Source organism: Gilvimarinus sp. 1_MG-2023, assembly GCF_030548285.1.
Genome location: NZ_JAUOSC010001323.1, coordinates 1 through 254 on the forward strand (window position 1 = coordinate 1; position 254 = coordinate 254).

The window sequence follows — 254 nt, forward strand, 5'->3', positions numbered from 1 at the left end:
GTTGTAGATCACGTTGGCATTCATGGCATTCAGCTCGCTGTCAGCGTCATCATCGACACCAATGTGAGCCATACGAATGGTGGGTTTGGTTTTTTCGTTAACCTGGTAAGCCACTGCGGCGGTATAACCGGTTTGTTGTACCAGCTTGCCATCTTCCGCATCGGAGTTTTTCCCACCATAAGCTCCTGCAACACCAAAACCGGTGTAAACGCCCAGGCCTTTACCAGTGTAAGCACTGCCGTACAGAGTGACAT

Annotated in this window: 1 protein-coding gene; it reads right to left on the reverse strand. The window is 50.4% G+C overall.

Going from position 1 to position 254, the window contains the following annotated elements; translation table 11 throughout:
- Positions 1-254, reverse strand: a 254-nt coding sequence (locus Q4563_RS21135) for a hypothetical protein (RefSeq protein ID WP_303605920.1), incomplete at both ends; no start/stop codon positions are given.